The sequence below is a fragment of the Nonomuraea sp. NPDC054003 genome (assembly GCF_055585125.1).
Genome location: NZ_JBVJKR010000008.1, coordinates 238,179 through 263,807, shown reverse-complemented (window position 1 = coordinate 263,807; position 25,629 = coordinate 238,179). Strand labels below are relative to the sequence as shown.

31 protein-coding genes are annotated in these 25,629 nt (G+C 70.8%); 8 read left to right on the top strand and 23 right to left on the bottom strand.

Annotated features, from left to right (window positions below; genetic code table 11):
- Positions 1–52: 52 nt before the first annotated feature.
- Complete coding sequence (locus ACZ6YG_RS22750; protein ID WP_148033865.1) at positions 53–844, bottom strand: thioesterase family protein; 792 nt, start codon at positions 842–844, stop codon at positions 53–55.
- A 265-nt stretch (positions 845–1,109) separates the two neighbouring features.
- Here ACZ6YG_RS22750 and ACZ6YG_RS22745 point away from each other — a divergent pair, with 265 nt between their 5' ends.
- The gene (locus ACZ6YG_RS22745; RefSeq protein ID WP_466019120.1) at positions 1,110–2,933 is read left to right on the top strand and encodes a DUF3352 domain-containing protein; all 1,824 of its coding nucleotides are present in this window, start codon (positions 1,110–1,112) and stop codon (positions 2,931–2,933) included.
- Between the two features lie 51 nt (positions 2,934–2,984).
- Here ACZ6YG_RS22745 and ACZ6YG_RS22740 read toward each other — a convergent pair whose 3' ends face one another.
- From ACZ6YG_RS22740 to clpS, 5 genes are all read right to left on the bottom strand, one after another.
- Positions 2,985–3,932: a PLP-dependent cysteine synthase family protein gene (locus ACZ6YG_RS22740; protein WP_466019119.1), complete on the bottom strand. Its 948-nt coding sequence runs from the start codon at positions 3,930–3,932 to the stop codon at positions 2,985–2,987.
- A gap of 1 nt (position 3,933) precedes the next feature.
- Entirely contained in the window at positions 3,934–4,206 is a 273-nt protein-coding gene (locus tag ACZ6YG_RS22735; RefSeq protein ID WP_148033868.1) for a MoaD/ThiS family protein, read from the bottom strand.
- Between the two features lie 159 nt (positions 4,207–4,365).
- The gene (locus ACZ6YG_RS22730) at positions 4,366–4,767 is read right to left on the bottom strand and encodes a M67 family metallopeptidase (RefSeq protein WP_148033869.1); all 402 of its coding nucleotides are present in this window, start codon (positions 4,765–4,767) and stop codon (positions 4,366–4,368) included.
- 10 nt (positions 4,768–4,777) lie between these two features.
- Positions 4,778–5,302, bottom strand: a complete 525-nt coding sequence (locus ACZ6YG_RS22725; RefSeq protein WP_219546539.1) for a DUF2017 domain-containing protein — start codon at positions 5,300–5,302, stop codon at positions 4,778–4,780.
- 10 nt (positions 5,303–5,312) lie between these two features.
- Positions 5,313–5,606: an ATP-dependent Clp protease adapter ClpS gene (clpS, locus tag ACZ6YG_RS22720; protein ID WP_148034889.1), complete on the bottom strand. Its 294-nt coding sequence runs from the start codon at positions 5,604–5,606 to the stop codon at positions 5,313–5,315.
- A 46-nt stretch (positions 5,607–5,652) separates the two neighbouring features.
- Here clpS and ACZ6YG_RS22715 point away from each other — a divergent pair, with 46 nt between their 5' ends.
- Both ACZ6YG_RS22715 and ACZ6YG_RS22710 read left to right on the top strand, forming a co-directional pair.
- Entirely contained in the window at positions 5,653–6,936 is a 1,284-nt protein-coding gene (locus tag ACZ6YG_RS22715) for a nicotinate phosphoribosyltransferase (protein WP_466019199.1), read from the top strand.
- 15 nt (positions 6,937–6,951) lie between these two features.
- The gene (locus ACZ6YG_RS22710) at positions 6,952–7,521 is read left to right on the top strand and encodes a nicotinamidase (protein ID WP_397198350.1); all 570 of its coding nucleotides are present in this window, start codon (positions 6,952–6,954) and stop codon (positions 7,519–7,521) included.
- Here the strand turns inward: ACZ6YG_RS22710 and ACZ6YG_RS22705 are convergent.
- The 11 genes from ACZ6YG_RS22705 to ACZ6YG_RS22655 form a co-directional block, all read right to left on the bottom strand.
- The gene (locus tag ACZ6YG_RS22705) at positions 7,518–7,940 is read right to left on the bottom strand and encodes a PIN domain-containing protein (protein WP_148033873.1); all 423 of its coding nucleotides are present in this window, start codon (positions 7,938–7,940) and stop codon (positions 7,518–7,520) included. The genes ACZ6YG_RS22710 and ACZ6YG_RS22705 overlap by 4 nt on opposite strands.
- Positions 7,940–8,170 carry a ribbon-helix-helix domain-containing protein gene (locus ACZ6YG_RS22700; protein WP_148033874.1) on the bottom strand — a complete coding sequence of 77 codons (231 nt, stop codon included), beginning with the start codon at positions 8,168–8,170 and terminating at the stop codon, positions 7,940–7,942. Before ACZ6YG_RS22700 ends, ACZ6YG_RS22705 begins: the two co-directional genes overlap by 1 nt.
- 132 nt (positions 8,171–8,302) lie before the next feature.
- Entirely contained in the window at positions 8,303–8,662 is a 360-nt protein-coding gene (locus ACZ6YG_RS22695; protein ID WP_466019118.1) for a nucleotidyltransferase domain-containing protein, read from the bottom strand.
- Positions 8,663–8,735: 73 nt separating this feature from the next.
- Positions 8,736–9,554, bottom strand: coding sequence for a hypothetical protein (locus ACZ6YG_RS22690; RefSeq protein ID WP_466019117.1), 819 nt, complete (start codon positions 9,552–9,554; stop codon positions 8,736–8,738).
- Positions 9,547–10,122, bottom strand: coding sequence for an RNA polymerase sigma factor (locus ACZ6YG_RS22685; protein ID WP_261808803.1), 576 nt, complete (start codon positions 10,120–10,122; stop codon positions 9,547–9,549). The genes ACZ6YG_RS22690 and ACZ6YG_RS22685 overlap by 8 nt, the downstream gene beginning before the upstream one ends.
- 80 nt (positions 10,123–10,202) lie before the next feature.
- Positions 10,203–10,580 (bottom strand): STAS domain-containing protein, encoded by a 378-nt coding sequence (locus tag ACZ6YG_RS22680; protein WP_148033876.1) that lies wholly within the window; start codon positions 10,578–10,580, stop codon positions 10,203–10,205.
- Positions 10,581–10,728: 148 nt separating this feature from the next.
- Positions 10,729–12,474 (bottom strand): DEAD/DEAH box helicase, encoded by a 1,746-nt coding sequence (locus tag ACZ6YG_RS22675; RefSeq protein WP_271280154.1) that lies wholly within the window; start codon positions 12,472–12,474, stop codon positions 10,729–10,731.
- A gap of 123 nt (positions 12,475–12,597) precedes the next feature.
- Positions 12,598–13,233 carry a hypothetical protein gene (locus ACZ6YG_RS22670; RefSeq protein ID WP_466019116.1) on the bottom strand — a complete coding sequence of 212 codons (636 nt, stop codon included), beginning with the start codon at positions 13,231–13,233 and terminating at the stop codon, positions 12,598–12,600.
- A 71-nt stretch (positions 13,234–13,304) separates the two neighbouring features.
- Positions 13,305–14,699, bottom strand: a complete 1,395-nt coding sequence (locus tag ACZ6YG_RS22665) for an MFS transporter (RefSeq protein ID WP_271279919.1) — start codon at positions 14,697–14,699, stop codon at positions 13,305–13,307.
- Between the two features lie 48 nt (positions 14,700–14,747).
- Positions 14,748–15,008, bottom strand: a complete 261-nt coding sequence (locus ACZ6YG_RS22660) for a DUF3039 domain-containing protein (protein ID WP_148033880.1) — start codon at positions 15,006–15,008, stop codon at positions 14,748–14,750.
- Between the two features lie 86 nt (positions 15,009–15,094).
- Complete coding sequence (locus tag ACZ6YG_RS22655) at positions 15,095–16,699, bottom strand: DHA2 family efflux MFS transporter permease subunit (RefSeq protein WP_219546530.1); 1,605 nt, start codon at positions 16,697–16,699, stop codon at positions 15,095–15,097.
- A 133-nt stretch (positions 16,700–16,832) separates the two neighbouring features.
- On the opposite strand from ACZ6YG_RS22655, the gene ACZ6YG_RS22650 reads away from it, so the two are divergent.
- Complete coding sequence (locus tag ACZ6YG_RS22650) at positions 16,833–17,441, top strand: TetR family transcriptional regulator (RefSeq protein WP_148033882.1); 609 nt, start codon at positions 16,833–16,835, stop codon at positions 17,439–17,441.
- On the opposite strand, the gene ACZ6YG_RS22645 is transcribed toward ACZ6YG_RS22650, so the two are convergent.
- Positions 17,442–18,020, bottom strand: coding sequence for a YqgE/AlgH family protein (locus ACZ6YG_RS22645; RefSeq protein WP_148033883.1), 579 nt, complete (start codon positions 18,018–18,020; stop codon positions 17,442–17,444). It lies immediately after the preceding gene.
- Between the two features lie 128 nt (positions 18,021–18,148).
- On the opposite strand from ACZ6YG_RS22645, the gene ACZ6YG_RS22640 reads away from it, so the two are divergent.
- Positions 18,149–18,652, top strand: coding sequence for a hypothetical protein (locus tag ACZ6YG_RS22640; protein ID WP_148033884.1), 504 nt, complete (start codon positions 18,149–18,151; stop codon positions 18,650–18,652).
- A 3-nt stretch (positions 18,653–18,655) separates the two neighbouring features.
- Here the strand turns inward: ACZ6YG_RS22640 and ACZ6YG_RS22635 are convergent, their stop codons facing one another.
- The 5 genes from ACZ6YG_RS22635 to ACZ6YG_RS22615 form a co-directional block, all read right to left on the bottom strand.
- Positions 18,656–19,270 (bottom strand): TetR/AcrR family transcriptional regulator, encoded by a 615-nt coding sequence (locus ACZ6YG_RS22635; RefSeq protein ID WP_148033885.1) that lies wholly within the window; start codon positions 19,268–19,270, stop codon positions 18,656–18,658.
- A gap of 198 nt (positions 19,271–19,468) precedes the next feature.
- On the bottom strand, positions 19,469–20,878 hold the full coding sequence (locus ACZ6YG_RS22630) for an NAD-dependent malic enzyme (RefSeq protein WP_148033886.1): 1,410 nt from the start codon (positions 20,876–20,878) through the stop codon (positions 19,469–19,471).
- A gap of 56 nt (positions 20,879–20,934) precedes the next feature.
- Positions 20,935–21,564: a cytidylate kinase-like family protein gene (locus ACZ6YG_RS22625; RefSeq protein WP_219551088.1), complete on the bottom strand. Its 630-nt coding sequence runs from the start codon at positions 21,562–21,564 to the stop codon at positions 20,935–20,937.
- Between the two features lie 9 nt (positions 21,565–21,573).
- Positions 21,574–22,506: a tetratricopeptide repeat protein gene (locus tag ACZ6YG_RS22620; protein WP_397198354.1), complete on the bottom strand. Its 933-nt coding sequence runs from the start codon at positions 22,504–22,506 to the stop codon at positions 21,574–21,576.
- Entirely contained in the window at positions 22,490–23,041 is a 552-nt protein-coding gene (locus ACZ6YG_RS22615) for a MarR family winged helix-turn-helix transcriptional regulator (RefSeq protein ID WP_148033889.1), read from the bottom strand. Before ACZ6YG_RS22615 ends, ACZ6YG_RS22620 begins: the two co-directional genes overlap by 17 nt.
- 234 nt (positions 23,042–23,275) lie before the next feature.
- Here ACZ6YG_RS22615 and ACZ6YG_RS22610 point away from each other — a divergent pair, with 234 nt between their 5' ends.
- The 3 genes from ACZ6YG_RS22610 (at position 23,276) to ACZ6YG_RS22600 (ending at position 25,626) form a co-directional block, all read left to right on the top strand.
- Positions 23,276–24,655, top strand: coding sequence for a hypothetical protein (locus tag ACZ6YG_RS22610; RefSeq protein WP_148033890.1), 1,380 nt, complete (start codon positions 23,276–23,278; stop codon positions 24,653–24,655).
- Between the two features lie 24 nt (positions 24,656–24,679).
- Positions 24,680–25,351 carry a DUF4230 domain-containing protein gene (locus tag ACZ6YG_RS22605; protein ID WP_148033891.1) on the top strand — a complete coding sequence of 224 codons (672 nt, stop codon included), beginning with the start codon at positions 24,680–24,682 and terminating at the stop codon, positions 25,349–25,351.
- Between the two features lie 122 nt (positions 25,352–25,473).
- Entirely contained in the window at positions 25,474–25,626 is a 153-nt protein-coding gene (locus ACZ6YG_RS22600) for a hypothetical protein (protein ID WP_187281349.1), read from the top strand.
- The last annotated feature ends 3 nt before the right edge of the window (positions 25,627–25,629 follow it).

Sequence of the window (25,629 nt, the reverse complement as noted above, 5' to 3'; positions counted from 1 at the left end):
GGTAGGCGACCTGCGCTCTTTTCACTGCGTAAGAATGCTCACAGCGCGCGTGTCAACCTCGCCCCACCCGTGCCAGCTGCCGCGACTGCGCCACCAGGCGGCCCGTCGAGTCCCACACCTCCGCGTCCTCGTCGAACCAGCCGTCGGCGACGAGCCGCCCGCCGGCCAGCACGGTGAGCCAGCCGGGGGCGGGCAGCGCGCGCAGGTGCCAGGTGAGCTCGACGGTCGGCGCCCAGCCGCGCAGGCCGGCGGAGAACACCACGGGCGGCAGCGCGTCCACGGCCACCGCCAGCACGAACGGGTCGGGGTCCTGCGGCTCGGCCATCCGGAAGTAGGCGCGCGACTCGGGCCGACCGGCGGGCGCGCCGGAGAGCCAGCCGATGCTCGGCGGGTCGAACACGACCTCCACCTGGGCGTTCATGTTCATGTTCGACTCGGGCTTGGGGTCCGGCAGCTTGACGCACTCCTCCAGGGGCGGCATGGCGTGCGCGGGCCCGTCGGCGTAGACGGGATCGGCGTTGGTCAGGGTGGCGGTGGTGACGAGGGTCTCGATCTGCGCGACGCCGTCCTGGACGAGGGTGGCGCGGGTGAACGCGGCGGTCTTGCCGGTCTTGATCCGCTCGACGCGTACGGTGGCGGGCCCTGGCACGGGAGCCTTGAGGAACTGCGCGGTGGTGCTCACCGGGTGCGCGAACGGCGAGTCGTCGACCACCGCCCGCAGGACCACCGCCATCAGGTAGCCGCCGTTGAGCGGGCCGCCGATCTGGTAGCCGGGGTCGAGGCAGACGTCGTAGGTGGTCTCGTCGACCCGGATCGCCTGCGTGGCCTCGTCGAACTTGGTCATCCGCCCCTGCCTCAAGTACGGAACTATATTCTAGTGAGTTCATACTGTACATCCAGAAACCCGCCCCAAACCGGGCCGCCTGCACACTTCAGCGCATTGCAAGCGGGGGTCTAGCAACATCAGCTACCTTCTGTGTGATTTAAATGTCCACACTGTGAGTTGAGTGATGTCTGCGAATAATCCCCCGCCGGGGCAGGATCCTGACCGGACGACAGCGTTCCGGTGGAATCAGGAGCAGCAGCCCGAGAACCCGCCGACGACGCCTATGTCTCACGGCCAGCCGTATCCCCCGCAGCAGCCGTACCAGCAGCAGGCCCCGTACGGCCAGCAGCCCCAGTACGGTCAGCCGCAGTACGGTCAGCAGGCCGACCCAGGTCAGCAGTCCCCTTACGGGCAGCAGGCGTCCTACGGGCAGCAGCCTCCGCACGGCGGCCAGCCCGGCTACGACCCGCAGCAGTACGGGCAACCCCAGTACGGCCAGCCCCAATACGGCCAGCAGCCTGAGTACGGCCAGCAGCCCCAGTACGGCCAGCAGCAGCAGTACGGTCAGCAGCAGGGCTACGGGCAGCAGAGCTTTGGACAGCAGGGTTACGGGCAGCAGGAGCAGCTCGGCTGGCAGGCCCCGGGCCAGGATTTCCCCGGCCACGGCGGCGAGCCGCCCAAGAAGGGCCGCAAGGGCTGGGTGATCGCCGTCGCGGCGGCGCTCGCCGTGGTGCTCTTCGGCGGCGGCGCCTGGGCCGTGGGCTCGTTCCTCGGCGGCGGCGGCACGCAGCCGCACGACGTGCTACCCGCCGACGCCATCGCCTACGTCCGCCTGGACCTCGACCCGGCCGCCAACCAGAAGCTGGCCCTGTTCCAGATCGCGCAGAAGTTCTCCACCACCAAGGACACCTTCCAGGGCGACGACCCGCGCAAGGCTTTCTTCGACTCCCTGAAGGAGAGCGACAACAGCCTCAAGGACGTCGACTTCGCCAAGGACATCGACCCGTGGCTCGGGAGCCGGGTCGGGGTCGGCGTGCTGCCCAGCGGCGGCGAGGAGCCCGGCGTCGCGATGGCGATCCAGGTGAAGGACGAGGAAGCCGCCAAGGCCGGCATCGCCAAGATGATGGGGAAGAGCAAGCACGGCCTGGCCTTCCGCGAGGACTACGCGATCGTCGCCGAGACGCAGGAGAACGCCGACAAGTACGCGGCCGCGGAGACCACGCTGGCCGACAACGCCGACTTCGGCGACGACCTGAGCGCCATCGGGGAGCAGGGCGTGCTGTCGTTCTGGGCGCACATGGGCAAGGTCGCCGAGCTCTCGGGCGAGACGCTGACCGCCGAGCAGCAGCAGGTGGTCGAGCAGGTCAAGACCGCCAGGTTCGCGGGCGCGCTGCGGTTCGACGGCGGGTACGTCGAGCTCGCCGGCGTGCTGCGCGGCGCCAAGGACCTGACCGGCGGCGAGGACGTGCCGACCGCGAACCTGGCCGCGCTGCCGGGCTCGACCGCGGGCGCGCTCACGATCTCCGGCCTGGACAAGATCGTCACCAAGCAGTGGGCCGAGATCCAGAAGTCGGCCGGGGCGTCCCAGGAGTTCCAGACGTTCCTGCAGCAGGCGCAGACCCAGTTCGGGCTCAAGCTGCCGGACGACCTGGCCACCGTGCTCGGCCAGAATTTCACCGTGGCCGTCGACAGCGAGGGCCTCGACACCCAGCAGTTCAAGGCGGGCGTGCGGATCACCACCGACGCCGCCAAGGCCCAGGCCATCCTGGACCGGGTGCAGCAGAGCCTGAACGCCCAGGGGCAGCAGGTGCAGATCGCCAAGGTCGCCGGCGACGGCGTCTTCACCGTGGCGACCACCGACGAGTACGCCAAGACGCTCGCCGGTGAGGGCACGCTCGGCGAGAGCGAGACCTTCCAGACCGCCATCCCTGACGCGGGCGAGGCCACGTACGGCCTGTTCGTCGACCTGGACAAGGTGGAGAAGCTCTACCTGGCGAACATGCGGGGCGAGGAGAAGGCCAACCTGGAGGTGCTGCGCGCCGTCGGCCTCAGCGGCAAGCAGACCGACACGGAAGTGACGTTCTCCATGCGGGTGCTGTTCAACTGATGACGGGACGCGAAGGGGCGGCCGGCGCGCGCCGGCCGCCCCTTCGCGGTCTCAGGCCCAGAGCTGGCCTTCGAGCCGCTGCTCGGCCTCGTCGAGGGTGCCTTCGTACGCGCCCGTCGAGAGATACTTCCAGCCGCCGTCGGCCACCACGAACACGACGTCGGCCCGCTGGCCCGCCTTGACGGCCTTGCGCGCGACGCCCAGGGCGGCGTGGAGGGCCGCGCCCGTGGACACGCCCGCGAAGATGCCCTCGGAAGACAGCAGCTCGCGGGTGCGGCGCAGCGCGTCGGCGGACCCCACGGAGAACCGGGTGGTCAGCACCGACTCGTCGTACAGCTCGGGGATGAAGCCCTCGTCGACGTTGCGCAGCCCGTACACGAGCTCGCCGTAGCGCGGCTCGGCGGCCACGATCTGCACCTCGGGCACGCGCTCGCGCAGGAAGCGGCCGACGCCCATGAGGGTGCCGGTGGTGCCCAGGCCCGCCACGAAGTGGGTCACGGTGGGCAGGTCCTCGAGGATCTCCGGCCCGGTCGTCTCGTAGTGGGAGCGCCAGTTGGCCGGGTTGCCGTACTGGTAGAGCATGACCCAGTCGGGATGGGACTCGGCCAGGCCCTTGGCCACCCGCACCGCCTCGTTGGAGCCGCCCGCGGCCGGCGAGGAGATGATCTCCGCACCCCACATGCGCAGCAGCTGGCGGCGCTCATCCGAGGTGTTCTCCGGCATGACGCACACCAGGCGGTAGCCCTTGAGCTTGGCCGCCATGGCCAGCGAGATGCCGGTGTTGCCGCTGGTCGGCTCCAGGATCGTGCAGCCGGGGGTGAGCAGGCCGTCCTTCTCCGCCTGCTCGACCATCCACAGCGCCGGGCGGTCCTTGATGGAGCCGGTGGGGTTGCGGTCCTCGAGTTTGGCCCAGACGCGCACGTCGGCGGACGGGGACAGCCTCGGCAGCCCCACCATGGGCGTCCGGCCGACCGAGTCGGTCAGCGATTCGAACCGCATGTCACCCGCCGGCGACGGCCGGGAGGACGGTCACCGTGTCGCCGTCGGAGACGGGGGTGCCGAGCCCGCCGAGGAAGCGCACGTCCTCGTCGTTCAGGTAGACGTTGACGAAGCGGCGCAGGCCGTTGTCGTCGACGAGGCGGTCCTTGATGCCGGGGTGGCGGGACTCCAGGCTGGCGATCAGCTCGTCCAGGGTCGCGCCTTCGGCGCTGACGGCCTTGGCGCCGTCGGTGTAGTTACGCAGGATGGTCGGAATGCGGACCTCGATGGCCATCGCTGTCAATCTCCTCGATCTGGTCGTCGTCCCCATCGGCATGCAACACCGACGGGTGTCTGGGGATTCCTGCTCAGTTACCTGATCAGAGCCAGCGACAGTCGTACAGGAGGACAGCCGGAGTGTGTGCGAAGAGGAAACTCTGCACAGGCCAGCCCATCATGGGATGAACCTTACCTCTTCCTCGGTGATCTCACCGTCCAGGATCCGGTACGAGCGGAACTCGACGTCCGTCTCGTGCCTGGTCGAGACCAGGACGTAGTGGGCGTTCGGCTCTGACGCGTATGAGACGTCGGTCCGCGACGGGTATGCCTCGGTGGCCGTGTGGGAGTGGTAGATCACCACCGGCTCCTCGTCGCGGTCGTCCATCTCACGCCAGACGCGGAACTGCTCCATCGAGTCGAACCGGTAGAAGGTGGGCGAGCGCTCGGCGTTCTCCATCGGGATGAACCGCTCCGGGACGCCGTCACGCCCCGCGATCACGCCGCATGCCTCGTCGGGGTGGTCGGCCCGGGCATGCGCGACGATCTTGTCGGCCAGTTCCTTCGAGATGGTCAGCATGCTGCGGAAGTTACCAGAGCGCTCGGACCAGGCTGTCTTGCAGGTAGGTGAGCCAGTCGTAGGTGACGAACGCCGGGTAGCGCGGGTCGTCCTCGGACATCGACTCGAGCTCGTCGTGGATCTCCTCGGTCACCTCCAGGCGGGTGCCGAGCGTGAGCCGGACGTCGTTGAGCGAGCGCAGCCAGGCCTGGGCCTGCTCGGGAGTGAGCTCCACCCGGCCCGGCGCGGCGGTGTCGAGCAGGGTCTGGGCGTCGGCGCGTTTGCCGTCGCGGAGCGTCGCCTCGGTGTAGCGGCGGAACTCCGTCGACTCCTTCTCGTCCTCGTATGCCGACGGGAACAGCCGCGCCAGCACCGGATCGGACGGCGCCGCGCCGTCGCCGATGCCGAGCGCCCGCTCCAGCGGGTCGTCGCTGGTCTCGCCGGGCGCGACCAGCCCGAGCACCATCCCGACGAGCGAGGACAGGATCGAGACCTCCGCGGCCTCGAACTTCGCGATCACCGCTCCGTCGCGTCCGGAGGAGAACCCCGAGCTCACCGGCACCGCCTCACTTGACCGAATCCGGCTGGACCGTCGCCCACAGGCCGTAGGAGTGGAGAATCTGCACATCGCGTTCCATCTCTTCGCGCGTGCCGCTGGACACGACGGCCTTCCCCTTGTGGTGGACGTCCATCATCAGCTTCTCGGCCTTCTCCCGGGTGTAGCCGAAGACCGTTTGGAAGACATAGGTCACATAGGACATGAGGTTGACCGGGTCGTTCCAGACGATCGTCACCCACGGCAGATCGGGCCGGACGTCCTGTGAAGGACGCTCGACGGTGATTGGAGCGGTGCTACCCACATCCATGAGTCTGCCCTATGTGGGCCGTAGTCTTCGACTCGTGACGATGACCATGAGCACCGCGTTGCTGACAGATCACTATGAGCTGACGATGCTGCAGGCGGCGTTGCGAAGCGGCGCGGCACACCGGCGAGCGGTCTTCGAGGTGTTCGCCCGCCACCTGCCCGGCGGGCGGCGCTACGGAGTGGTCGCCGGGGCGGGACGCGTCCTCGACGAGCTGGAACGCTTCCATTTCGGTGACGAAGAACTCACTTTTCTCCAGGAGCACAACGTCGTCGACGAGCCGACCCTCGCGTTCCTGGCCGAATACCGGTTCTCGGGGAGCATCCACGGCTACCGCGAGGGCGACCTGTACTTCCCCGCCTCCCCCATCATGGTCGTGGAGGGCACGTTCGCCGAGGCCGTGCTGCTGGAGACGCTGATCCTCTCGGTGCTGAACCACGACTGCGCGATCGCCTCGGCCGCCTCCCGGATGGTGAACGCGGCCGGCAAGCGGCCGATCATCGAGATGGGCGCGCGCCGCACGCACGAGCAGGCCGCGGTGGCCGCCGCCCGCGCCGCCTACCTCGCCGGGTTCTCCTCCACCTCCAACCTGCAGGCCGGGCGGCTGTACGGGATCCCCACGGCCGGCACGGCCGCACACGCGTTCACGCTCCTGCACGACTCGGAGGAGCAGGCGTTCGAGGCCCAGATCGCCACGCTGGGCCCCGGCACCACGCTGCTCGTCGACACCTACGACGTGCGTGAGGCCGTGCGCACCGCGGTCGAACTGGCCGGCGAGAAGCTGGGCGCCGTCCGCATCGACTCCGGCGACCTGGCCGCCGCCGCCCAGGAGGTACGCGAGCAGCTCGACTCGCTCGGCGCCTTCCACACCCGCATCCTGGTCACCTCCGACCTGGACGAGTACGCGATCGCCGCGCTGGCCGCGGCCCCGGTCGACGGCTACGGCGTCGGCACCTCCCTGGTGACCGGCTCGGGCGTGCCCACGGCCGCGCTGGTCTACAAGCTGGTGGCCCGCGAGACCAGGACCGGCAAGCTGGAGCCGGTGGCCAAACGGTCGGTCGGCAAGCCGTCGCGGGGCGGGCGCAAGCAGGCCTACCGCCTGCTGAACAAGTCGGACCACTACGAGACGGAGCTGGTCACCACGTCCGGGCTGGTGCCGGAGGGCGGCGTGCCGCTGCTGACCGAGTTCGTACGCGAGGGCGAAATCGTCGGCCGCGAACCCCTCGCCGAGGCGCGGGCGCGGCACGCCGAGGCGATCGCCCGCCTGCCGCAGGACGCGCTCCACCTCGCCCGGGGGTACGCGGCGATCCCCACGGAGTTCGCCTGACGTATCGTGGGCCGTATGGGTACGGCGCTGATCATCGTCGATGTGCAGAACGACTTCTGCGAGGGAGGCAGCCTCGCCGTGGCGGGCGGCTCCGAGGTCGCGGCCGCGATCTCGCGACACGTGGCCGACCACGGCTACGACCACGTGGTGGCCACCCGCGACTACCACGTCGACCCCGGCTCCCACTTCGCCGACGAGCCCGACTTCGCCACCTCCTGGCCGGCCCACTGCGTGGCGGGCACCCCCGGCGCCGACTTCCACCCGGCGTTCGACATGTCGGCCGTGGAGGAGGTCTTCAGCAAGGGCGCCCACGAGGCGGCCTACAGCGGCTTCGAGGGCACCTCCGGCGACGGCGTCCCGCTGGCGGAGTGGCTGCGCCGGCACGGCGTGCGCGACGTCGACGTGGTGGGCATCGCCACCGACCACTGCGTCCGCGCCACCGCCATCGACGCCGTCAAGCACGGCCTCACGGTCCGCGTGCTGCTCGACCTCACGGCCGGCGTGGCCAAGCAGACGACGGACGCCGCCGTGGCCCAGCTCGACGCCGCCGGCGCCACCCTCCACGGCGCCCCGATCGTCCGCTAGTTCAGATCGGCGGGCAACACGGTGAACGCGTCGCCCCAGAGCGGCTTCATGGCCCGGAAGTGCCGCTGATCCAGCGTCAGCACCCGGGTCGTCTCATAGCGGGCCGCCAGCACCGCGATGGAAGCGTCGGCCAGGCCGACCTTCATGTCGGCGTAGCGGAGGATGACGTCGGTGGCCTCGACGATCTCCTGCCGCGCCATCGGTACGAGATCGTACGTTCCGTAAGTCACCTCGCGTAGATAGTCGGTCTCGGCCCGCAGGCCGATCCGGGTCAGGAGCAGGTAGTCGAGCTCCGCGAGCACGAAGGGCGACAGGAGGATCGGCCCTTTCTCCGCCTCCAGTATCCGCCTGGCCGCCCCGTGGTCCTCGGCGGCGCGGTCGATGGCGGCGAAGGCGCCGCTGGTGTCGAGGACGAGCATCAGTCGCGCCCGCCCGGGTCGAAGTCCTCCATGATCTCGTCGACCCTGCGGGCGAGGCTCGGGTCGCCGCTGTCGAAGAGCGGCAGCGTGGGACGGGGCCGCTCGGTCAGGACCTCGGCGCCGAGCATCCGCGCGATCGCCTCGCGCATGTAGGCGTCCTCGGACATGTGATGCGCCCTGGCCGCTTCCGCGACCCGCTGCTTCATATCCTCCGGCAGGTACAGACTCACCTCTGGCACTCCTCTACGGTAACGCGGCGTCCCTGCGACACCACCGATCACGAAGAGTACAGATTTCCTCACGCTCCGGGTATGCAGGCGCCAAGAACCCGAAGACCTTTCTCCCTCCGAGAGGAAAGATCTCTACCACCGGTTCACATCATCAGACGGCCCCGCCACGGATGGGCGCCGTGCTCGGTCTCCGCAGTCTCGCTGGGACGGGGTGAGCAGGGGCAGCATGCGGTCGAAGTCCATCTCGCCCTTGGGGCGCGGCGCCCGCGCCTTATGGAGGAGCTGAACCTCCGGAGCGAGCCGGCGCAGGGGACCGTCGGCGACGGTTGGGGCGGCCGGGACGTGGTCGCGGCGCAGCAGGCCGAGGTCCACGTCGCCGTGTGTGCGGTACGCGTGGCCGACCGCCGGCTCGATCGCGTGTCCGCCGCCGATCCACCATGACAGCGGCGCGGTCGCCAGCAGGGCGGCCACCTCGGCGAGGCCACGTGTCATGCGAAGCGGCCGACCCTAGGAGACCCGGGTTCCCGGCGGCCCCGTGGCGGGGCCGCCGGGTGAGGGCGCGTCGCTAGTCGCCGCTGTGGTGGAGGATCTTGGAGCCGTCGTCGGAGCTGCCGCCCGTGTCGTGCCGGGGACCCTGGTCGTCACCCTCGGTGACGGTGTGGGTCCCCTTCTCCGGGCCGCCCTGCTCGTTGACCTCGGAACCCTTCTCACCCTCGCCGGAATCGGCGGGAGCGGGCACCGAGACCGGCGTGCACTCCTTCACCTCGCCCTTGATCACCGCGACATTCATGCCGGAGGGCGCCTTGCCGGACCCGCCGCCGGAGATGGCCAGGACCAGCGTCTCGCCGCTGCCGACCGCGCCCTTGGTGATGGTGAAGTCCACGCCCCCGCCGTTCGAGCGGAGGCCGGTCTCCACCCGCCCGCTCGCCTTGGCGGGCTCGCCCCGCGTGCCCTGGCAGGTCTTCCCCTCGGGCAGGTAGTCGACCGCGGCGTTGACGCCCTTGTCCGCCAGCGCTTCCTCAAGGCTGCCGGGGTCGCTGAACTCGTTGATAGTCACCTTGATCGAGCCGTCGGCCTGAGAGGTGACGGCGAACGCCGGGGCCGCACCGCCGTTGACCAGCAGCGCCGCGAGAGCAGCCGCCGCGACCCCCGACAGCGCGACCCCCAGCTTGACGAAGCGCGGCACCCGTCGCGCCGCGGTCCCCCGGACGGAGCCCTGGGTGGCGAGCGCGCCCGCCGCCAGAGCCTCGCGGGGTGGCGTGCCCGCTGTCAGGCCGCTCAGTGTGATCTCCTCGCTGAGCGCGGCACGCATCTCAACGAGCCGCGCCTCCCCGGGCTCCGGCGCGTCCGCGCGCATCTCTTGGAGCAACCGCAGGTCATCCATGATCGTTCTCCTCGTCGACGTCCGTCGGATTCATCCCGCCCAGAGCGGCGCGGGTCTTCTTCCTGGCCCGGTGCAGCCGGGACCTGACGGTCCCCACCGGGATGCCGAGCGCCTGGGCCACCTCCTCGTAGCCCAGGTCGGCCCACGCGATCATCAGCAGCACGTCACGCTCGTCGGGGGACAGCTCGGCCAGCGCGCGGGCCAGGTCGCGCTGCGCCGCCGACGCCGACACCCGCGCGTCCACCCGGTCGGCGTAGCTCTCCACCACGTCGTCCACGCCGGTCCTGGCCAGCGCCTGGTAGGACCTGACCTCGCTGCGGCGGTGCTTGCCGATCAGGTTGGCGGCCATCCCGTACAGCCAGGGGCGGGCGTCGGTGTGGCGCACGTCGTACCGGTCGCGCCGCCGGAAGGCGGCCAGGAACGTGTCGGCCACGACGTCGTCGGCGAGCGAGTCGCCCAGCCGCCGGGTGACGTAGCGGTGCAGGGCGGGCGCGTGACGGTCGAACAGCGTCGAGAAGGCGGCCGGGTCCCGCCAGGACTGTTCGATCACCTCGGCGTCCGTGGACACGCGTTCTGTGTCCGTAATCAAATCGCCCCCTTTCCATCGGGTGTCGTACTCCCTTTCACCCGATGGCGGGAAACGGGTTCTCAGGCCCGCATGCCGGCGTGGCGCAACGCCTCGTCGAGAGTGCCGAAGACCTCGAAGGCGTTGCGCAGCCCGGTGATGGACAGCACCCGGGCCATCACGCCCTGCACGCCGCCCAGCAGCAGCCCGGTGTCACGCGCCTCGCACCGGTGCATGATGTCCAGGAGCTCGTTCATGCCCATCGAATCGCAGAAACCGACCTCTTGCATGTCGAGGATCAGGAACGGCGTGGGCGGAAGGTCCCACACCCGGGTGAGGTGATCGCGGAGCGCCGGGAGCCCGTACACGTCGATCTCGCCGCTCAGCCGGATGACGATCGCATTGGAGAAGAGCCCGGACGAGACGGCGAGCATCGACCTTCCCATGGCCTCAGGCGACATGAGCACGTCCCTCTGGATCTCCGTTAGGCAGCCCATCGGAAAGTGTTGCCTGTCCGGCCTGCTTTCTAACGGAAGGCTACTGCTCTGTTGCCAAACGCATAGGGTTACGGAGCGTCACGATCTCCGGGGCCGCTGATCCGAAAGCCGCCTACCGGCGCTGGGTCGCCCAGCGCCGGATGAGGTCGATGCGTTCCTGGATCTGCTCGGCGGTCGCCTGCGCGATCGGCGGCCCGCCGGCGGAGCGGCGCAGCTCGGCGTGGATCACGCCGTGGGGCTGGCCGGTGCGGTGGTTCCACGCGCCGACCAGGCCGTTGAGCTCGCGCCGCAGCTCGGCGATGCGCTCGTGCGGGGCCAGGGTGTCCTTGGGCTCGGGCTGCTTGCGCTTGGCCGCCTGCTGATCGGACTGACGCTTGCGCAGCAATGTGGCCACCTGGTCGGGCTCCAGCAGGCCGGGCAGGCCGAGGAAGTCTTCTTCCTCGGCGGAGCCGACCTCGGCGCCGGTGCCGAACTCGCCGCCGTCGAAGAGCACCCGGTCGAAGGTGGCCGAGGTCTCCATGGTCTCGAACGGCAGCTCGTCGCCGAGGACGTCGGGGGTGTCCTTCTTGCGGTTGGCGTCGTCGAGCAGGCTGTCGTCGAGGCCGTCCTCGGGCGGGCGGCGGTTGAGCACGTGGTCGCGCTCGGCCTCCATCTCGTTGGCCAGGCCCATGAGGGTCGGCACCGAGGGCAGGAACACCGAGGCGGTCTCGCCGCGCTTGCGGGCGCGCACGAAGCGCCCCACGGCCTGGGCGAAGAACAACGGGGTGGAGGTGGAGGTGGCGTAGACGCCCACGCACAGCCGCGGGATGTCGACGCCTTCGGAGACCATGCGGACCGCCACCAGCCAGCGGTCGCCCGAGGCGGCGAAGTTCTTGATCTTCTTGGACGCGCCGGGGTCGTCGGAGAGCACGACGGTGGCCGCCTCGCCGGCGATGTTGCGCAGGTGGCGGGCGTAGGCGCGGGCCGTCTCGTGGTCGGTGGCGATCACCAGGCCGCCCGCGTCGGGCACGTGGCGGCGCACCTCGGTCAGGCGGCGGTCGGCGGCCTGCATGACCTGGCGGATCCAGTCGCCCTTCGGGTCGAGGGCGGCGCGCCAGGCCTGGGAGAGCTGGTCCTTGGTGAGCGGGGTGCCGAGCGTGGCGGCGAGCTCGTCGCCGGCGCGGGTGCGCCACCTCATCTCGCCGGAGTAGGCCAGGAAGATGACCGGCCGCACGACGTTGTCGGCGAGCGCGGGACCGTAGCCGTAGGAGTAGTCGGCGCGGCTGCGCTTGAGGCCCTCGGCGTCTTCCTCGTAGGTGACGAACGGGATCGGGCTGTCGTCGGAGCGGAACGGGGTGCCGGTGAGCTGCAGCCGCCGGGCGGCCGGCTCGAACGCCTCCTGCACGCCGTCGCCCCAGGACTTGGCGTCGCCCGCGTGGTGGATCTCGTCGAAGATGACCAGCGTCTTGCGGGCTTCGGTGCGGGCGCGGTGGAGCGCGGGGTGCATGGCGACCTGGGCGTAGGTCACCGCGACCCCGGTGTAGTCGCGGCTGGTGGTGCCCTGGCTGTTCTTGAACTCGGGGTCGATGCTGATGCCGACCTTGCCGGCGGCGTCGGCCCACTGGCGCTTGAGGTGCTCGGTCGGGGTGACGATGGTGATCGCGCGGATCACCCCGCGGGTGAGCAGCTCGCTGGCGATGCGCAGGGCGTAGGTGGTCTTGCCGGCGCCCGGCGTGGCCACGGTGAGGAAGTCTCGCGGCTCTCGCCCGAAGTAGAGGTCGAACGCCTCCTGCTGCCAGGCGCGCAACTTGGGCGCGGTGCCCCACGCGGCGCGGTCGGGATAGGAAGGCGACAGGTGGGATGCGGCGAAGGTGCTCACCGCATCACCTCTGGGGTTCGTGTGCTTCGCTTTCTCACAGTGTCCCAAGAGTAGACCGGCCCACCGACAAGACGTGCCGTGCTCCTCGATCCTGGCCAAGCTCTCCCGCGCGTGCTATGGGCGTTATCGGGCACTGGCCATCACCTCGTCCAGCGCCTGCCTGGCGGCCGTCTCCTCGGGCTGGAGCAGCCCGAGGACGAGCGCCGCCTTCCCGCCGTTCGTGACAAGCGTCACACGCAGGTACGCGGGACGGTTCACCACGTCGTCGTACCGGGCCAGCAGCGCCCTGGTGTGGCCGCCGGCGACCGGCCGGTCGTCGACCACCTTCACCCTGTCCCCCTTCAGCAGGAGGCGCGCGTAGTGCTCGGCGGCGTCCTTGACGCCCGCGCGCGGGTCGGCGATCTCTCCCGGCAGCGGCCTGGTCATGACCAGGCCGCCGTCGTCGTTCCTGGCCGACGAGGTGAACCCGGTGACGGGCGCCACCTTCTCTTCCTCCCAGCCGGGCGGCAGCGCCAGCCGCACCCCGGCCAGCGTGTCGGTCAGCGGCGTGGCCTCCCCGCCCGAGGGCATCAGCCGGAGCACGACGAGGGCGAGCGCCGCCACCAGCCCGGCCGCGGCCACGACCGCCAGCACGGGCCGGGCCAGGCGCCCCAGCGCGCGCCGCGGCACCCGGGGGCCGGGGTCGGCAGGGGTGCCGTACATGCGCGCGGACGGCGGCAGGGAGTCCCATCGCGTACGGACGCGGTCGTCACGCTCCACGACCGCTGTCCTACCATCCCGGGGCGGCCCCGGTCCGGCGATCCGTTGCCGGTGTGGCTGGAGGGACGGATTCAGGCTGCCGGGTCGGTGACCCGGGCCGAAAGGAAGGTGGCGGCCAGCCCGATCAGCGCCATCAGCCCGCAGATCACCGCGAATCCCACCGCGATCTGGCTGGGCGTGAAGCCGATCACGTTCGACAGAGCGCCGCCGACGCCGAGCGCGAGCGCCGCGCCGAGCATGTCGGTCACGGACAGCGCGGCGCTGTTGGCGCCCTGCTCGTTGACCGGCGACTGCTTGAGCGCGGTCACGTTGATGGTGGCCATCGCCATCCCCATCCCGAACCCGGCGACGATCCAGGCCGGCACCGCGACCCAGCCGGTCACCCCGGCCACGACCGAGGGCACGACCAGCAGGATGCCGGCGGTCACGCAGGCCGCGCCCATCCTGATCCTGCGGTACGGGTCGATCACGCGCCTGCTCTGCAGGTAGGAGCCGGCCGACCAGCCGAGCGCCCCGGTGGTCAGCGCGATGCCCGCCTGGGCGGTGGTGAACCCCTTGACGTCGGTCAGGGCGAGCGGGATGAAGCCGTTGACCCCGAAGAACGCGGCGGCGAACAGCCCGCGCATCATGACGGTCGTCGGCAGCCCGCGGCCGAACCGGAGCGCACCCGGCGGCAGCAGCCTGGCCAGCCCGTAGCCGAGCGCCGCCAGCCCGAGCACACACCACACGACGCTGACCAGCGGCGCGTCGTACAGCTCCTCGACCCCGTACAGCAGCACACCGCTGCCCACGGCGGTGGCGGTGGCGGCCACCGTCATGGCCATCGGGCGCGAGCGCGGGCCGGTGGCGGGCTCGTGGTCGTCGGCCGGCCGCCTGAGCGAGGGCAGGAGCATGAGCAGGGCGGGCACGACCAGCGGGATGATGCCGTAGAACACCCAACGCCAGCCGAGGTGCTCGGCGACGAACCCCGCCACGGACGGGCCGATCATCGACGGCAGCACCCACGCGGCCGACAGCGCCGCGAAGACCCGGGGCCGCACGTCCTGCGGATAGACCCGGGCGATCATGACATACAGCGCCACGACCGTCGGCCCGGCGCCGAGCCCCTGCACGGCCCGCGCCAGCAGGAACATCTCCTTGCCCGTCGCGGCCCCGGCCAGCGCCATGCCGAGCACGAACAGCACCAGACCGGCCAGGAACGGCAGCGCGTAGCCGCGCCGGTCGGCCCACAGACCCGCCACCACGTTGGCGAAGAGGCTGGCGATGAAGAAGGCGGAGAAGCTGACGCCGTAGAGCTCCAGGGCCCGCAGGTCCTTGGAGACCTCCGGCATGATGACACTGACCGACATGCCCTCGAAGGCGACCAGCGTGACGACGAGGAGGATGCCCAGGGTCGCCGTGCGGTATGCGGGGCCGAAGATGCGCGGGGCATCGTATGGGGTGTCGAGTGCTTTCGGTGCTGTCACCCGGACATCGTATTCAGGCGTGACCCCAGGGCAGACCCGGTGGCCGGGTTACTTGTCCTTGCCGTCGCCCTCGCCGCCACCGGACGGCAGACCTTCGTAGATCTCCTTGCACTCCGGGCATACGGGGTATTTCTTCGGGTCGCGGCTGGGCACCCACACCTTGCCGCACAGGGCCCGGATCGGCGTGCCCGTCACCATGGACTCGGTGATCTTGTGCTTGTCGGCGTAGTGGGCGAAGCGTTCGTGGTCACCGTCGCCGTGTGACGTCTTCGGACGCGTTTCCTGCTCTGGAAGGATCTTCGTGCTCACCCCACCGAGTCTATGCCCGCCGCGCGCCGATCCAGGAAAGTGGTACGGCCCCCGCCCGGTGCGGGCGGGGGCCGTGTCCAAGGGGTTCAGCCGACGTGGACGGGGACGTCCTCCGTCTTGCGTCCGGCCTTGACGAACAGGGCCAGCACGGCCGTCAGCAGCGCGATCCCGGTGCTCACCAGGAAGGCGAGGTGCATGCCGTCCATGAAGGCGCTCTTCGCGGCCGGGCCCACGATCTGGGCGATCTGCTCGGGAGTGCCCGGCGGGAGCCCGCCGAACGAGGCCGCCGCCTCCAGCTGCGCGAGCTGGTCGGGCGGGATCGACTGGGCGGCCGGGCCGAGGTAGCCGGGCAGCTTGGCGGAGATCTGCCCCGCCATGACCGCGCCCAGGATGGCGGTGCCGAGCGCGCCGCCGACCTGCATGGCCGACTGCTGAAGGCCGCCCGCCACGCCGGTGAGCCCTTCGGGGGCGTTGCCCACGATGATCTCGGTGGCGCCGACGAAGACCGGCGACATGCCGAACGCCAGCACCACGAACGGGATCGAGGTCTCCAGGAACGTGGCGTCCATCGTCAGCTGGGACATCAGGAACATGGCCCCCGAGGTCACCACCAGACCGGCCGCCATGGTGAGCCGCGGCCCGAGCTTGCCGAGCAGGATGCCCGCCAGCGGCGAGGCGACGATCATGCCCGCGCTCATGGGCAGCATCCGGATGCCGGCCTCCAGGGGGGTCAGCCCGTGGGTGCCCTGGAAGAAGAAGCCCAGGAAGAACATGGCGCCGAACATCGCGAAGGCGACCATCATCATCAGCACGGTGCCGATGGAGATCGACGCGTTGGCGAACAGCGACAGCGGCACCAGCGGCTGCTTGGCCCGGCTCTGCCAGAAGACGAAAGCGGCGGTGAGCACCGCGAACATGCCGAGGAAGGTCAGCGTGGTCGAGTCGCCCCAGCCCCACTCGGGCGCCTTGATGATCGACCAGACGAGCGCGAACATGGCGCCGGACAGCAGCACCACGCCGCCCCAGTCGATCTTGTTCAGCACCTTGATCGGGCTCTTCTCGATGAGCAGCGCGCCCATGATGAGGGCGATGACGCCCACCGGGGCGTTGATGAAGAAGACCGACTCCCAGCTCACGTTCTCCACCAGCACGCCGCCCACGATCGGGCCGGCGGCGCTGGACAGGCCGATGATCGCACCCCACGCGCCCATCGCCTGCTTCAGCCTGTCGCCGGGGAACGCCTCGCGCAGCAGCGCCAGCGCGGCGGGCTGCAGCAGCGCGCCGAACAGGCCCTGCAGCACGCGCAGGCCGATCAGCATGCCGGCCGGCGACACGCCGGGGACGACGTCGGCCAGCTCGGCGCTGAAGCCGATGCCCACCGACACGAGGGCGAAGCCGCCCACGCCGATGAGGAAGACGCGCTTGTGCCCGAAAAGGTCGCCCAGCTTCCCCGCGGTGATCAGGAACACGGCCAGGGCCAGCAGGTAGCCGCTGGTCACCCACTGCAGCTCGGCCAGCGTCGCGCCCAGGTCGGCCTGGATCACCGGGTTCGCGATGCCGACCACGGTGCCGTCGAGCATCACCATGATGACGCCCAGGCTCACCGCCAGCAGCACGAGCCAAGGATTGCCGCGAGCCCCGGTCTTGCCCGGCGGCGACGACGGCGCGGCCACCGTCTTCGCATCTGCCATTGAATCCCCCTCAATTGTCTCTTAAACCTCAGGAACCATAGTGGCAGACGCTGCCACATGACAAACGGGTTTTATTCGCCAGAAGCTGACATGTGGCAGTATGTGACATCACGATGTCGAGGGAGTGACAGACATGGGACTACGAGAGCGCAAGAAGGAAAAGACGCGGGTCGCCCTTCTGGATGCCGCACTCGATCTTTTCCTCGAACAAGGGTACGACTCGACGCCGATCGACCAGATAGCGGAGGCCGTCGAGGTCTCTCCACGCACCTTCTTCCGTTACTTCACCAGCAAGGAACACCTGATCCTGTGGCTCCACGACCAGGTCGAGGAGACGATGCTGGAGGTCCTGGCCGACCGCCCCGCGGACGAGCCGCCGTTCGTCTCCATGACCCACGCCCTGCGCGCGCAGCTGCGCACCATGGAGTACGCAACACCGGACGACGTCGCGCGATTCCTCAAGGTGAGGCGCCTTCTCGACACCACCCCCCACCTGGCCCACAGCACCTTCGCCCGGGCCGTCGAGTCCGAACGGCGCCTGGTCGAGGCCATCGCCGCCCGCCAGGGCGTCGACCCGTACGAGAGCCCGCTCCCCCATCTCGTCGTGACGTTCGTGATGGCCGCCATGCGGATCGGATTCACCTGCCCGGCGGACCCGCCCGACCTCCAGAAGATCGTCCGGCGCATGGAGGAGACGCTCCAGCTCGTGGAGCGATCGCTGCGCCCCGGCTGGGACGCCTAGTCAGTTCATCGTGGGATCGTCCGGGCAGGTCGCCACGAACGCCAGCTCACCTTTCTGCCGCCGCAGCACGTGTCGCCAGAGCGAGCCGGGATCGGCGTGGAAGGTGTCGCCGGCCTCCGAGTCGACGACGTACCACGCGCCCTCCGCGATCTCGCTCTCCAGCTGGCCCGTGGTCCAGCCCGCGTAGCCGGCGAAGATGCGCATCTGCGCGATCTCGCCCTGGAGGATCTCGGGCGGCGCGTCCAGGTCGACCGTGCCGAGCCGCGACACCGCCGCGGTGCCGGCGTGGAGCCGGCGCCAGCCCAGCGGCTCCTCCCCGCTCGGCACGGCGGCCAGCGCGAGCGCGCTGTCGGTCTGCACCGGCCCGCCCTCGAAGAGCACCGGCGGCCCGGTCACCAGGGGGTCCCACACGGGCAGCACCTGGGTCACCGAGATCTCGCTCGGCCGGTTGAGCACCACGCCGAGCGTGCCGCCGTCGTGGTCGTGTTCGAGGATGAGCACGACGCTACGCCGGAAGTTGGGATCGTCGAGAAGCGGCGTCGCCACCAACAACCCGCCGACGTAGATCGCTTCCGCCATACATCCATCATGAAGGAGGAAGGGGGCTCTTCGCGCCTACAGCCGCCGCATGTTACTCAACGTAGCGATATGGGCACGATGCGGGACGAAAATGTGTCACGTTCGCCCGTGCCTGGAGGAGCCATCGCATGCGCGCCCGCCTCGCCCTCGCCGCCCTGCCCGCCTTCGTGGTCTTCCTCCTGCCGGCGACGGCCTGCGCCTGGCCGGGCCCCGACCCCGGTGACCCGTTCACGATGTCGGTGGACCGGATCGGCTGCCGCGCGAACACGGTACGGGTCACGCTGCGCAACCAGACCCGCCAGCTCGCCCGCTTCGACCTGCGCGCCGACTCGGCGACCGTGGCGTCGGGCTCCATCCCGGCCAGAAAGGCGATCACCCGTACGGTGAAGGTACGTCAGGGCAGCAGCGCGGAGATCGAGGCGTACTCGGTGAGCGGGTCGGCGGCCGACACGCTGATCGACTCCACCCGGGTGCGCAACGACTGTCCGTGGGGTCACCGGCTGCCGATGACCGGCCCGCCGCTCGACCTGATGGCCAAGCTGGCGACGGCGGGCGGGTTGATCCTCACCGGCGGCGTCGTGTGGTGGTACGGGTCCCTCTGGCCGCGCTCCGGCTCACCCTTCGAGCGCTGAGCCTCAGGTGGGCACGAACGCGCCCGCCCTGGCGGCGATCAGGGCGCGGGCGACCGACCGGGCGGCCGTCGTCTCGTCCAGGGGGTGCCTGACGACCATCAGCCGGTAGTAGAGGGGCGCCGAGACGGCGCGGATCAGCTCCGCCCCGTCGGTGCCCGGCGGCAGTTCGCCGCGCTCGACCGCGGCGTCCACGAACCGGGCCCACTCCCCGATGCGCCGGTCGTAGAAGGCGCGCAGCGCGCCGGCCGCCTCCTCGTCGGAGACGGCGGCCGCGATGACCGCCTGGAGGGTGACGCCGAGGTGCGGGTCGGTGAGCGACTCCAGCACGGACCTGGCGCTGGCCATGAGCACGTCCTCGACCGAGCCCGCGCCGGGGGGCGGCAGTGACCGCTCGGCCAGCTCCCTCATGAGATCGGTGACCAGGCGGACGCGGGTGCCCCAGCGCCGGTAGATGGTCGTCTTGCCGATGCCCGCCCTGCTGGCCACCTGGTCCATGGTCAGGCGGTGGAAGCCGCGTTCGGCAAGCTCGTCCTGGGTGGCCTGGAGCACCGCCGCGCGGACCTTCGCCGTGCGTCCGCCAGGACGGACCGTTCCCGCCAAGCGGGACCCTGATTCCATCGACTCTCCTTTCGCTCTGCTTCACCAGGGCATGGGCGCGTACTCGATGAGAGCGCCGCCGGACGGGCATGACCGACCCGCCCGGGAGGGCGAGCGATGGCCGCCGCCCGCGGGCGAGACACGTTCGCGGGCACGGGAAGGGGCCGCGCCCGGACCCGTGAGGATCCGCGGCCCGGCCCGGGAGGACCCGCGGAAGGGTCAGGCCTCGGTGAAGCCGCGGGCGCGGCCGCCCGCCGACTCGCGGACCGCCGCCGCGACCGCGCCCGCCACGTCCGGGTGGAAGACGCTCGGGATGATGTAGTTGGGCCCCAGCTCCTCCGTCGTCACCACGGCGGCGAGGGCGCGGGCCGCGGCCAGGAGCATCTCCTCCGTGACCTCGGTGGCCTGCGCGTCGAGCAGACCGCGGAAGACGCCGGGGAACGCCAGCACGTTGTTGATCTGGTTGGGGTAGTCGGAGCGCCCGGTGGCCACCACCGCGCAGTGCTCGCGGGCCTCGTCGGGCGACACCTCGGGCTCGGGGTTGGCCAGCGCGAACACCACGGCGCCCGGCGCCATGGCGGCGATGTCGTCACCGGTGAGGATGCCCGGCGCCGACACGCCCACGAAGACGTCGGCGCCCTTGACCGCGCCGCGCAGGTCGCCGGAGTAGCCCTCGGCGTTGGTGTGCTCGGCGATCCAGCGCAGCGAGTCGTCGAGGTCGTCGCGGGTGCGGCAGACGGCGCCGCGGTAGTCGCAGACGATCACGTTGCGCGCGCCCGCCGCCAGCAGCAGCCGCAGCACCGCGTTGCCCGCCGCGCCCGCGCCCGCCATGGTGATGCGCACGTCCTCCAGCTTCTTGTCGACCACGCGCAGGGCGTTGGTGAGCGCGGCCAGCACGCAGATGGCGGTGCCGTGCTGGTCGTCGTGGAAGACCGGGATGTCGAGCAGCTCGCGCAGCCGCCGCTCCACCTCGAAGCAGCGCGGGGCGCCGATGTCTTCGAGGTTGATGCCGCCGAAGCCGGGGGCGAGGAGCTGGACGGTCCGGACGATCTCGTCGACGTCCTGGGTGTCGAGGCAGATGGGCCAGGCGTCGATGCCGGCGAACCGCTTGAACAGCGCCGCCTTGCCCTCCATCACCGGCAGCGCCGCCTCCGGCCCGATGTTGCCCAGCCCGAGCACGGCCGAGCCGTCGGTGACGACGGCGACGGTGTTGCGCTTGATGGTGAGGCGGCGCGCGTCCTCCTTGTTGCGGGCGATCGCCATGGACACCCGCGCCACGCCCGGCGTGTAGGCCATGGACAGCTCGTCACGGTTGCGCAGCGGCACCTTCGACTGCATCTCGATCTTGCCGCCGAGGTGCATGAGGAAGGTCCGGTCGGAGACCTTGTGGATGACCACGCTCTCGACGGCTTCGAGCTGGTCGACGATGGCCTGGGCGTGGTCGGTGTCGCGGGCCGCGCAGGTGACGTCGATCCGGAGCTTCTCGTGGCCGGCGTTGGTGACGTCGAGGGCGGTCACGACGCCCCCCGCCGACTCTACGGCGTGGGTGAGCTGGCTGACGGCCTTGCCCCCGGCCGGCACCTCCAGCCGCACGGTGATGGAGTACGACACACTGGGGACGGTCGCCACGTCAATCGCTCCTTCGCGCCTGCCCATGAAGTGCTCCCATGTTAGGGGTGTTCGGGTCAAGCCAGCGCCTCGGCCGCCATGACGATCATGTCGGCGCACACCGGCACCGGGAGCACGGTGCTGTCGATCACCAGGTGATACAGGCAGCAATCGGACGGGTCCGCGCGGTAGAAGTGGCGGACGTAGGCGTTCCTGGCGCGGTCGTTGTCCTCGATGACCTTGCGGGCCTCCCGCTCGGTCGTCGCGCCCAGCCGGGCCGCCTGACGGACCCGCCGCTCCAGCGGGGCGTCGAGCCGTACGTGCAGCGCCCCGGGCAGATCGGCGAGCACGATCGCCCCCGCCCTGCCCAGGAAGACGCCGCCCTGGGTGCGGGCGGTGTCGCGGAGCACCTGCTCGGTGCGCCGGACGAACTCCTCCGGCGCGTGCGGCAGCGGGCCCGGGACGTACATGTCGACGCCGCCGAACGTCACGGTCGGCAGCCGCAGCGTCCCCGACAGCAGGCGGCCGAGGCCGTGCTCGGCGCGGTCGTCGTAGGTCAGGGCCTCCTCGAGGGTGCAGCCCAGCTCTCCGGCGACGGCGCCGGGGATCGCCCGGTCGACGAAGGGCACGCCCAGCCGCTCGGCGACGGCCGGGCCCACCTGGTGGCCGGCGGTGCCGTAGGTCGCCGAAATTGTGACGACTCGCACACCTTCAGGTTAGAACAGGGCGCTCGCCAGCGCTCGCCGGGCTTTCGCCAGGGACGGGTCCTCGGCCGGCAGCGTCTCGAACAGGCCCAGCAGGTGGACGCGGGCCTTGTCGCGGTCGTCGCCCGAGGTGCGCTTGACCACCGCGATGATCCGCTCGAACGCCTGGTCGACGGAGCCGGACAGCATCTCCAGGTCGGCGGCCAGCAGGTGCGCGTCGATGTCGGCGGGATCCTGCAGACGGCGCTGCACGTCGTCCGGGTCGGCGCCGGACGTGCGCTTGATCAGCCTGACGCCGGCGAGCCCCATCCTGGCGTCCTCGTCGCCGGGCACGCGGGCGAGCAGTCGCTCGTAGGCAGCCGCGGCGGCGTCGAGGTCGCCCTGGTCGATGGCCTGCTCGGCGGCGACCAGGTCGGGGTCGGCGGGCGGCGCCTCCGGCTCGCCCGGCCCCTCGGCGGGCGGCCTGGCCCCCGGGTTGGCCTGGTAGAACTGCTCCACGGCGGCCATCAGCTCGTCGAGCCAGCGACGCACCTCCGGCTCGGGCAGCACCTGCTGGAAGCCGGTGACGGCCTGCCCCTGGAAGATCGCCAGGACGGTCGGCACGGCCTGCACCCGCAGCGCCTGCGCGATCTGCGGGCTGCCGTCGACGTTGACCTTGGCGAGCACGGCCCTGCCGCCCAGGTCGCCGACGACCTTCTCCAGCACCGGGCTGAGCTGGGCGCTGCCGGGCGCCCGCGGCGACCACAGGTCGAGCACGACGGGCACGCTCATCGAGCGGTCGATGACGTCGGTGGTGAACGTCTCCTCGGTCACGTCGACGACCGAGGCCGATGAGGCTGCCTGGGCACCACCGGTCTCCCGCCGGGCCTGCGCCTCCAGAGCCTGCTTACGTGCGCCCAGATCGACCGCTCCGTAGAGCGATCCGGGCCTAGAGAAGTCCGCCATGCTCCTCATCTTGCCCCATCGGGGGGACCGAGAAGTCACCCGCCGCCACCCGCAGCGTGCGCAGCAGGTCGAACATCCGGCCAAGCTCGCTCTCGGCGTACATGCCCAGGCCGAACTCGGCGGTCATGAGATCGCCCGTGGCGCGCCGCACGACGTCGCGACCGGCCTCGGTGATCTCCGCGAGCACGCCCCGGCCGTCGCGCGGGTTGGGCAGGCGGCGCACCAGCCCGGACCTCTCCAGCCGGCCGACGGTGTTCGTGACGCTCGTCGGGTGGACCATCAGCCGTTCGCCGATCTTCCACAGCGGCAGCGCCCCGGTCTTGCTGAAGGTCAGCAGCACCAGGGCCTCGTAGCGGGCGAAGGTCAGGTCGTACGGCTTCAGCAGCGAGTCGAGCTGGGACAGCAGGATCTGGTGGGCTCTCATGATCGACGTGACGGCGGCCATGGCGGACGAGGGCCCGAAGTGATCGCGCCAGGTCTCCGCGGCACGGTCGATGGGGTCGAACGGCAGGTTGAGCGGCTTGGGCTGCGACACGCAGATACGTTAGCGCGCTGCTCGTCCAGTTTCGTCTGCTTACGGAGCGCAATCGCATTCTCCGCTTGGCCAAGAATCCGGGCGTCCTTCATCACGCTCCGTTATGGTTCTCGCATCGAATGGTGACGGGGGAGCCAAGTCCATCAGCCGTGTGGGGACCGGCCGGACTGCCGGCTCCCCCTGTCGCCGACGGGGCACGGGGGGTGCTTTTGATGAACTTCATTGGGATGACGCGTGCGTGAGCACGGGGGCGTTTCACGCGAGGAGCTGAAGCAGGGCGCGGCCGTCACGGTGGCCGTATTGCTCGCGCTCGGCCTGGTCGCGGCGTGGAGCGTCCTGATCCCCGGCGTGGACGCGTGGGAGAACATCGTGGCGGCGGTCATCGGCTCGCTCAGGCTGACCGGGCCCGTCGCCGCCGCCTTCGCCGCCTGGGTGGCCCTGCGCAAGCGCCGGGCCTCGCGCGACCTGCCGCTGACGACCTGGCGCGCGCTGAAGGCGCCGCTGGCGATCGTGCTGGTGGTGCTGGGCTCCTTCGCCGCGACCGTGCTGGTGCTGGCCGTCAAGACGGTGCTCACCGAGCAGGCGGGCCGGCTCAGCCTGACGGGCCTGGGCATGGGCATGGCGGGGCTGGCCCTCTACTCGGTGATCGGGTGGGTGGCCGGCTGGGTGCTGCCGTACGCGCCGACCGCGCCGCTGGCCGGGCTGGGCTGCTACGCCTTGTTCAGCTGGGTCGCCGACGGCGACGGCTGGGCCGACCGCCTCGCACCCGGTACGGGCGAGCCGTACGACCTGTTCCAGGGGCTGAGCGGCACCGTCTTCGTCAACCAGATCATCTGGCTGCTCGGCGTGACCGGGGCGCTGCTGCTGGGCTGGGCCGCGCTGGTCACCCGGCAGGCCGTGGTGCTGGCCTTCGCGCTGCTGGCGGTGCTGGCGGCCGGCACGGGCGTGGCGCGGGTGCTCGGCGAGCCGCGTCCCGCGGCCGCCCAGGACATCGCCTACAGCTGTCAGGAGTGGCCCATCACGGTCTGCGTCCATCCCGGCATGCGGGGCGGGCTGACCGAGCTCGGCGCCGCCTTCACCGAGATCGCCTCCCGCCTGGCCGAGACGCCCGCCGCGTTCACCCGGGTGGAGCAGCGGCCGCTGGACGACCCGCTCAAGCCCTCGAACGGGCTGGCGCCGATCCACGTGCCGGACCTGTCGGCGGGGTTCGCCGAGGAGGCCGTGCACGAGTACGTCGAGGCCCTGGCCGCCCGGTGTCCCGGCAGGCCGGCCGACGGCTACCGCGAGATCGTGACGGCCTGGCTGCGCGGCGAGCCGCTGCCCGGGGGGCCGCTGCTGGAGCACGAGTACGCCGCCGCCTGGTTCTCCGGCCTGAACGAGCACCAGCGCCGCGAGTGGCTGCGCATGTTCTTCAGCGACTTCCAGGCCTGCAAGCTGTCGGCCACCCACTTCGGCGGCGGCCCGGCCGGCACTCCGCCCCAGGCCGCCACCCCGGTGGCCACGCAGGTGCACCAGGAGAGCGCCCCGCAGGTCTACCCGGTCTACCCTGACCCGAGCGGGCACCCCTCGCCGAACTGGGGACCGGAGATGTCACCTCATGGGTGGCACAGATGATCGATCCGGGGGTAGTCAGGGGGCATGACGACTTCGCAGACGGCGCCCTCGGCGGTCTCTCCTCGCCGGCGCCGCACGTGGCGATATGTGGCGGGGCTGCTGGTCGTGGCGGTCCTGCTGGTGGTGGCCGGGCGGCTGGCCTGGTCCTGGCTCAATCCCATGGGCACGCAGACCGTCGACCGCAGCCAGCCGGTGCTGCTCGAATCGATCAAGGACCTGAGCAGGTTCGAGGCCGCGACGGGCACCTTCCAGGTCGTGGTCGACCTGGAGAAGGACGCCAACTTCCTGCCTGACGCGGTCAAGGGCACCCGCACCCTCTTCGTCGGCGCCGGCGGCGTGGACGCGTACGTCGACTTCGCCGGCCTGGCCGGCGACGCGCTGACCGTGTCGGAGGACCGCACCGCGGTCACGGTCACCCTCCCGCGCGCCCAACTGGAGAAGCCCAACCTGGACAACGAGCGCTCCTACGTCTTCGCCCAGCGGCGGGGGCTGTTCGACCGGGTGGAGGACTTCCTGTCCGGCTCTCCGGCCGACCAGCGGGAGCTGTACGTGCTCGCCGAACGCAAGATCGCCGAGGCGGCCGCCTCCAGCGACCTGCGGGCCCGGGCCGACGCCAACACCCGGACCATGCTGGAGGGCATGCTGAAGTCGCTCGGCTTCACCAAGGTCACGGTCAAGTTCGCGGACGAGCCCTAGGCACCCTTAGACGCGGGCCGGCCACGGCTGAGGCCGGGAGATAAGGCATCCGCCCGATGTGCCGCCACGGGCCTTAGGACGAATCTTGAGAGTGCGGAGAAACGACCACGAGGAGCACTCTCATGAACGCCGAGTTCGAGTACACCGTCATGCAGCATCGGGCGCGCGAGCTGCGCCAGGAGGCCGCCGAGCGCCGGCTGGCCCGCGCGGCGGCCAGGGCGCGCAAGCCCGAGCGCCGTCACCGCTCCCTCTTCGGCCTGCTGCGCGAGTCATGACCA